The organism is Streptococcus sp. 2106 (assembly GCF_013277315.1).
Classification (GTDB): Bacteria; Bacillota; Bacilli; order Lactobacillales; family Streptococcaceae; genus Streptococcus; species Streptococcus pseudopneumoniae.
The window spans coordinates 1-6,934 of sequence record NZ_VMMS01000030.1; the positions used below are offsets into that span (position 1 = coordinate 1).

At 43.4% G+C, this 6,934-nt stretch carries 7 protein-coding genes and 1 riboswitch; all 7 genes read left to right on the forward strand.

What is annotated here, in order from left to right:
* Window positions 1-801: reverse transcriptase domain-containing protein (locus tag HT723_RS04025; protein WP_275689906.1), on the forward strand; the 801-nt coding region annotated here is incomplete at its 5' end.
* A gap of 111 nt (window positions 802-912) precedes the next feature.
* Window positions 913-1,015, forward strand: a riboswitch (TPP riboswitch).
* Window positions 1,016-1,084: 69 nt separating this feature from the next.
* The gene (locus HT723_RS04030; protein WP_000647658.1) at window positions 1,085-1,375 is read left to right on the forward strand and encodes a thiamine-binding protein; all 291 of its coding nucleotides are present in this window, start codon (window positions 1,085-1,087) and stop codon (window positions 1,373-1,375) included.
* A complete protein-coding gene (locus HT723_RS04035; protein WP_172931043.1) occupies window positions 1,338-2,096 on the forward strand; it encodes an ABC transporter permease in 759 nt (252 codons plus the stop codon). Before HT723_RS04030 ends, HT723_RS04035 begins: the two co-directional genes overlap by 38 nt.
* A gap of 37 nt (window positions 2,097-2,133) precedes the next feature.
* The gene (locus HT723_RS04040; RefSeq protein ID WP_031233681.1) at window positions 2,134-3,141 is read left to right on the forward strand and encodes an ABC transporter substrate-binding protein; all 1,008 of its coding nucleotides are present in this window, start codon (window positions 2,134-2,136) and stop codon (window positions 3,139-3,141) included.
* Window positions 3,141-3,869, forward strand: a complete 729-nt coding sequence (locus tag HT723_RS04045; RefSeq protein WP_172934692.1) for an ABC transporter ATP-binding protein — start codon at window positions 3,141-3,143, stop codon at window positions 3,867-3,869. The genes HT723_RS04040 and HT723_RS04045 overlap by 1 nt, the downstream gene beginning before the upstream one ends.
* A 118-nt stretch (window positions 3,870-3,987) precedes the next feature.
* On the forward strand, window positions 3,988-4,446 hold the full coding sequence (locus tag HT723_RS04050; RefSeq protein ID WP_172934693.1) for a CtsR family transcriptional regulator: 459 nt from the start codon (window positions 3,988-3,990) through the stop codon (window positions 4,444-4,446).
* Between the two features lies 1 nt (window position 4,447).
* Window positions 4,448-6,880 carry an ATP-dependent Clp protease ATP-binding subunit gene (locus HT723_RS04055; protein WP_172934694.1) on the forward strand — a complete coding sequence of 811 codons (2,433 nt, stop codon included), beginning with the start codon at window positions 4,448-4,450 and terminating at the stop codon, window positions 6,878-6,880.
* The last annotated feature ends 54 nt before the right edge of the window (window positions 6,881-6,934 follow it).

Consider the following 6,934-nt stretch of genomic DNA (forward strand, 5'->3'; position numbering starts at 1 on the left):
ATCGAAGACGGAGATAGGGAATCCTTGATTCGTAAGTATCTTCATTCAGGTGTTATCATTAATGGTCAGCGTCATAAAACGCTAGTTGGCACACCACAGGGAGGAAATGTATCTCCTCTCTTATCCAATATCATGCTTAATGAATTGGACAAGGAATTAGAAAAGAGGGGACTTCGATTTGTGCGCTACGCAGATGATTGTGTGATGACGGTCGGAAGCGAGGCAGCCGCTAAGCGTGTGATGTATTCAGTTAGTCGTTTTATTGAGAAACGGCTAGGTTTGAAAGTAAATATGACCAAGACTAAGATTACCAGACCAAGAGAGCTGAAATACTTAGGTTTTGGGTTCTGGAAATCATCAGATGGTTGGAAAAGTCGTCCACATCAAGATAGTGTTCGGAGATTTAAGTTTAAATTGAAGAAACTAACACAGAGGAAATGGAGTATAGACCTAACAAGACGTATTGAGCAACTGAATTTGTCCATTCGAGGATGGATAAACTATTTCTCATTGGGAAATATGAAAAGTATTGTCACCAGCATAGATGAGCGCTTGCGTACTCGCCTACGAGTGATTATCTGGAAGCAATGGAAGAAGAAATCGAGACGACTATGGGGATTGCTTAAGTTAGGAGTTCCTAAATGGATAGCAGATAAGGTATCTGGCTGGGGTGACCATTATCAATTAGTAGCTCAGAAGTCGGTACTTAAACGTGCTATATCAAAACCAGTCCTTGAAAAACGAGGACTGGTTTCGTGTTTGGATTATTACCTTGAACGACATGTGTTAAAAGTTAGTTGAACCGCCGTATGCCGAACGGCACGTACGGTGGTGTGAGAGGGGCTAGAGATTATCCCCTACTCGATTAAGCAATTTCCTTGACATTTTTCTTATTTTGCGCTATCATATATACATATAATATATGGGAGTCTGTGTACAGTCTGAGAGGAAGTGTTAAACTTCGACCGCACCTGATCTGGGTAATGCCAGCGGAGGGAACGATACTTAGTCTGATTTTGCACCTTTTCCATATATGGTAAAGGTTTTTCTTTTTGTCAAAGGAAAACGAGAAGAGGAGGTTTTTATGAAAGCAAGCATCGCCTTGCAAGTTTTACCCCTAGCACAGGGGATTGATCGGATAGCTGTTATTGATCAGGTCATTGCTTATCTGCAAGCTCAAGAAGTGACCATGGTGGTGACACCATTTGAAACGGTCTTGGAAGGGGAGTTTGATGAGCTTATGCGCATTCTAAAAGAAGCGCTGGAAGTGGCAGGGCAGGAGGCAGATAATGTCTTTGCCAATGTCAAAATAAATGTAGGAGAGATTTTAAGTATTGATGAGAAGCTTGAAAAGTATGCTGAGACGACACATTAGTCTATTGGGTTTTCTGGGAGTCTTGTCAATCTGGCAGTTAGCAGGTTTTCTTAAACTTCTCCCCAAGTTTATCCTGCCGACACCTCTTGAAATCCTCCAGTCTTTTGTGCGTGATAGAGAATTTCTCTGGCACCATAGCTGGGCGACCTTGAGAGTGGCTTTACTGGGGCTGATTTTGGGAGTTTTGATTGCCTGTCTTATGGCTGTGCTCATGGATAGTTTGACTTGGCTCAATGACCTGATTTACCCTATGATGGTGGTCATTCAGACCATTCCGACCATTGCCATAGCTCCTATCCTGGTCTTGTGGCTAGGTTATGGGATTTTGCCCAAGATTGTCTTGATTATCTTAACGACAACCTTTCCCATCATCGTCAGCATTTTGGACGGTTTTAGGCATTGCGATAAGGATATGCTGACCTTGTTTAGTCTGATGCGGGCCAAGCCTTGGCAAATCCTGTGGCATTTTAAAATTCCAGTCAGCCTGCCCTACTTTTATGCTGGTCTGAGGGTCAGTGTCTCCTACGCTTTTATCACAACAGTGGTATCTGAGTGGTTGGGAGGCTTTGAGGGGCTTGGTGTTTATATGATTCAGTCCAAGAAATTGTTTCAGTATGATACCATGTTCGCTATTATTATTCTGGTATCGATTATCAGCCTTTTGGGTATGAAGTTGGTCGATATTAGTGAAAAATATGTTATTAAATGGAAACGTTCGTAGAATTAGAATGTTTCAAAAAAGAAAAGAGGAAATCAAAATGAAGAAAACATGGAAAGTGTTTTTAACTGTTTTAACAGCTCTTGTAGCTGTTGTACTTGTGGCCTGTGGTCAAGGAACTGCTTCTAAGGATAACAAAGAGGCAGAACTCAAGAAGATCGACTTTATCCTAGACTGGACACCAAATACTAACCACACAGGGCTATATGTTGCCAAGGAAAAAGGTTATTTCAAAGAAGCTGGAGTGGATGTTGATTTGAAATTGCCACCAGAAGAAAGCTCATCTGACTTGGTTATCAATGGTAAGGCACCATTTGCAGTGTATTTCCAAGACTACATGGCTAAAAAATTGGAAAAAGGAGCAGGAATCACTGCCGTTGCAGCTATTGTTGAACACAATACATCAGGAATCATCTCACGTAAATCTGACAATGTAAGCAGTCCAAAAGACTTGGTTGGTAAGAAATACGGGACTTGGAATGACCCAACTGAACTTGCTATGTTGAAAACATTGGTAGAATCACAAGGTGGGGACTTTGAGAAAGTAGAAAAAGTACCAAATAACGACTCAAACTCTATCACACCTATTGCCAATGGTGTCTTTGACACTGCTTGGATTTACTACGGTTGGGATGGTATACTTGCTAAATCTCAAGGTGTAGATGCTAACTTCATGTATTTGAAAGACTATGTCAAGGAGTTTGACTACTATTCACCAGTTATCATCGCAAACAACGACTATCTGAAAGATAACAAAGAAGAAGCTCGTAAAGTCATCCAAGCCATCAAAAAAGGTTACCAATATGCTATGGAGCATCCAGAAGAAGCGGCTGATATCCTCATCAAGAATGCACCTGAACTTCAGGAAAAACGTGACTTTGTCATCGAATCTCAAAAATACTTGTCAAAAGAATACGCAAGCGACAAGGAAAAATGGGGTCAATTTGATGCAGCTCGCTGGAATGCTTTCTACAAATGGGATAAAGAAAATGGTATCCTTAAAGAAGATTTGACAGATAAAGGCTTCACCAACGAATTTGTGAAATAATGACAGAAATAAGACTAGAACACGTCAGTTATGCCTATGGTCGGGAGAGGATTTTAGAGGACATCAATCTGCAGGTGACTTCAGGTGAAGTGGTTTCTATCCTAGGTCCAAGCGGTGTTGGAAAGACCACTCTCTTTAATCTAATCGCTGGGATTTTAGAAGTCCAGTCTGGGAGAATTGTCCTGGATGGTGAAGAAAATCCCCAGGGGCGCGTGAGTTATATGTTGCAAAAGGATCTGCTCTTGGAGCACAAGACGGTGCTTGGAAATATCATTCTGCCCCTCTTGATTCAAAAGGTGGATAAGGCAGAAGCTATTTCCCGAGCGGATAAAATTCTTGCAACCTTCCAGCTGACAGCTGTAAGAGACAAGTATCCTCATGAACTTAGCGGTGGGATGCGCCAGCGTGTAGCCTTACTCCGGACCTACCTTTTTGGGCACAAGCTCTTTCTCTTAGATGAGGCCTTTAGCGCCTTGGATGAGATGACCAAGATGGAACTACACGCTTGGTACCTTGAGATTCACAAACAGTTGCAGCTAACAACCCTGATCATCACGCATAGTATTGAGGAGGCCCTCAATCTCAGCGACCGCATCTATATCTTGAAAAATCGCCCTGGGCAGATTGTTTCAGAAATTAAACTAGATTGGTCTGAAGATGAGGACAAGGAAGTCCAAAAGATTGCCTACAAACGTCAAATCTTGGCAGAATTAGGCTTAGATAAGTAGAAAAATAGGGAGTTGGTGAAGATTATCCTTTACCAGCGCCCTTTTTCTTTTAAAAATGAGAAAATTTCGGTATAATAGTCAAACAAGGTCAAGGTTTAAAGAGAGAGGTAGGTTTGTTATGAGATTTAAAAATACATCGGATCATATTGAGGCCTACATCAAGGCGATTTTAGATCAATCTGGTATCGTGGAGTTGCAACGGAGTCAGTTGGCAGATACTTTTCAGGTTGTTCCTAGTCAGATTAACTACGTGATCAAGACACGCTTTACGGAAAGTAGAGGCTACTTGGTTGAAAGTAAGCGTGGTGGCGGAGGTTATATTCGTATAGGACGGATTGAGTTTTCTAGTCATCATGAAATGCTCCGAGAGCTTCTTTATTCGATTGGCGAGCGAGTTAGTCAAGAAACTTATGAGGATATTCTCCAGCTTTTGGTTGAGCAGGAATTGATGACCAAGCAGGAGATGAATTTGCTGGTAGCAGTAGCTTTGGATCGCGTTCTAGGAGAAGAAGCTCCAGTTGTTCGAGCAAACATGCTACGCCAGGTCATACAAGAGGTAGATAGAAAAGGGAAGTAAGATGAACTATTCAAAAGCATTGAATGAATGTATCGAAAGTGCCTACATGGTGGCTGGCCATTTTGGAGCTTGTTATCTAGAGTCTTGGCACTTGTTGATTGCCATGTCCAATCACAGTTATAGTGTGGCAGGGGCGACTTTAAATGATTATCCATATGAGATGGACCGTTTAGAAGAGGTCGCTTTGGAACTGACTGAAACAGACTATAGCCAGGATGAAACCTATACGGAATTGCCGTTTTCTCATCGTTTGCAGGTTCTTTTTGATGAAGCGGAATATGTGGCGTCAGTGGTCCATGCTAAGGTGCTAGGGACAGAGCATGTCCTCTATGCGATTTTGCATGATGGCAATGCCTTGGCGACTCGTATCTTAGAGAGGGCTGGTTTTTCTTATGAAGACAAGAAAGATCAGGTCAAGATTGCTGCCCTTCGTCGAAATTTAGAAGAACGAGCAGGCTGGACTCGTGAAGATCTCAAGGCTTTACGCCAACGCCATCGTACAGTAGCTGATAAGCAAAATTCTATGGCTAATATGATGGGCATGCCCCAGACTCCGAGTGGTGGTCTCGAGGACTATACGCATGATTTGACAGAGCAAGCGCGTTCTGGCAAGTTGGAGCCAGTCATCGGTCGGGATAAGGAAATCTCGCGTATGATTCAAATCTTGAGCCGTAAGACCAAGAACAATCCTGTCTTGGTTGGAGATGCTGGTGTCGGGAAAACAGCTCTGGCGCTTGGTCTTGCCCAGCGTATTGCTAGTGGTGACGTGCCTGTGGAAATGGCCAAGATGCGCGTGTTGGAGCTTGACTTGATGAATGTCGTTGCAGGGACACGCTTCCGTGGTGACTTTGAAGAACGCATGAACAATATCATCAAGGATATTGAAGAAGATGGCCAAGTCATCCTCTTTATTGATGAACTCCACACTATCATGGGTTCTGGGAGCGGGATTGATTCGACTCTGGATGCGGCCAATATCTTGAAGCCAGCCTTGGCGCGTGGAACTTTGAGAACAGTTGGTGCGACCACTCAGGAAGAATACCAAAAACATATCGAAAAAGATGCGGCCCTTTCTCGTCGTTTCGCTAAAGTGACGATTGAAGAACCAAGTGTGGCAGACAGCATGGCCATTTTGCAAGGCTTGAAGGCGACTTATGAGAAACATCACCGTGTGCAAATCACAGATGAAGCGGTCGAAACAGCCGTTAAGATGGCCCATCGTTACTTGACTAGTCGCCATTTGCCAGACTCTGCTATAGACCTCTTAGATGAAGCAGCAGCAACAGTGCAAAATAAGGCTAAGCATGTAAAAGTAGACGATTCAGGCTTGAGTCCAGCTGACAAGGCCTTGATGGATGGCAAGTGGAAACAGGCAGCTCAGCTAATCGCAAAAGAAGAGCAAGTGCCTGTCTATAAAGACTTGGTAACAGAGTCTGATATTTTGACTACCTTGAGTCGATTGTCAGGTATCCCAGTCCAAAAACTGACTCAGACTGACGCTAAGAAATACCTGAACTTGGAAGCTGAACTACACAAGCGTGTCATCGGTCAAGATCAAGCAGTTTCAAGCGTTAGCCGTGCTATTCGCCGCAATCAGTCAGGGATTCGCAGTCACAAGCGTCCGATTGGTTCTTTTATGTTCCTAGGACCCACAGGTGTCGGGAAGACCGAATTGGCCAAGGCTTTGGCAGAAGTTCTCTTTGATGACGAATCAGCCCTTATCCGCTTTGATATGAGTGAGTATATGGAGAAATTTGCAGCCAGCCGTCTCAATGGAGCTCCTCCGGGTTATGTGGGTTATGAAGAAGGTGGGGAGTTGACCGAGAAGGTTCGCAACAAACCCTATTCCGTTCTCCTTTTTGACGAGGTAGAGAAGGCCCACCCAGATATCTTTAATGTGCTCTTGCAGGTCTTGGATGATGGTGTCTTGACCGATAGCAAGGGCCGCAAGGTTGACTTTTCAAATACCATTATCATCATGACGTCAAACCTTGGTGCGACAGCCCTTCGGGATGACAAGACCGTCGGTTTTGGAGCTAAGGATATTCGTTTTGACCAGGAAAATATGGAAAAACGCATGTTTGAAGAGCTGAAAAAGGCTTATAGACCTGAGTTTATCAACCGTATTGATGAAAAGGTGGTCTTCCATAGCCTGTCTAGTGACCATATGCAGGAAGTGGTGAAGATTATGGTCAAACCTTTAGTGGCAAGTTTGGCTGAAAAAGGCATTGACTTGAAATTACAAGCTTCTGCACTGAAATTGTTGGCAAATCAAGGATATGACCCAGAGATGGGAGCTCGTCCACTTCGCAGAACCCTGCAAACAGAAGTGGAAGACAAGTTGGCAGAACTTCTTCTTAAGGGAGATTTGGTGGCAGGCAGCACACTTAAGATTGGTGTCAAAGCAGGCCAATTGAAATTTGATATTGCATAAAAATGGAGAATCAGGAGTAATCTTGATTCTCTTTTGCCAAATTTCAAGTTCAAG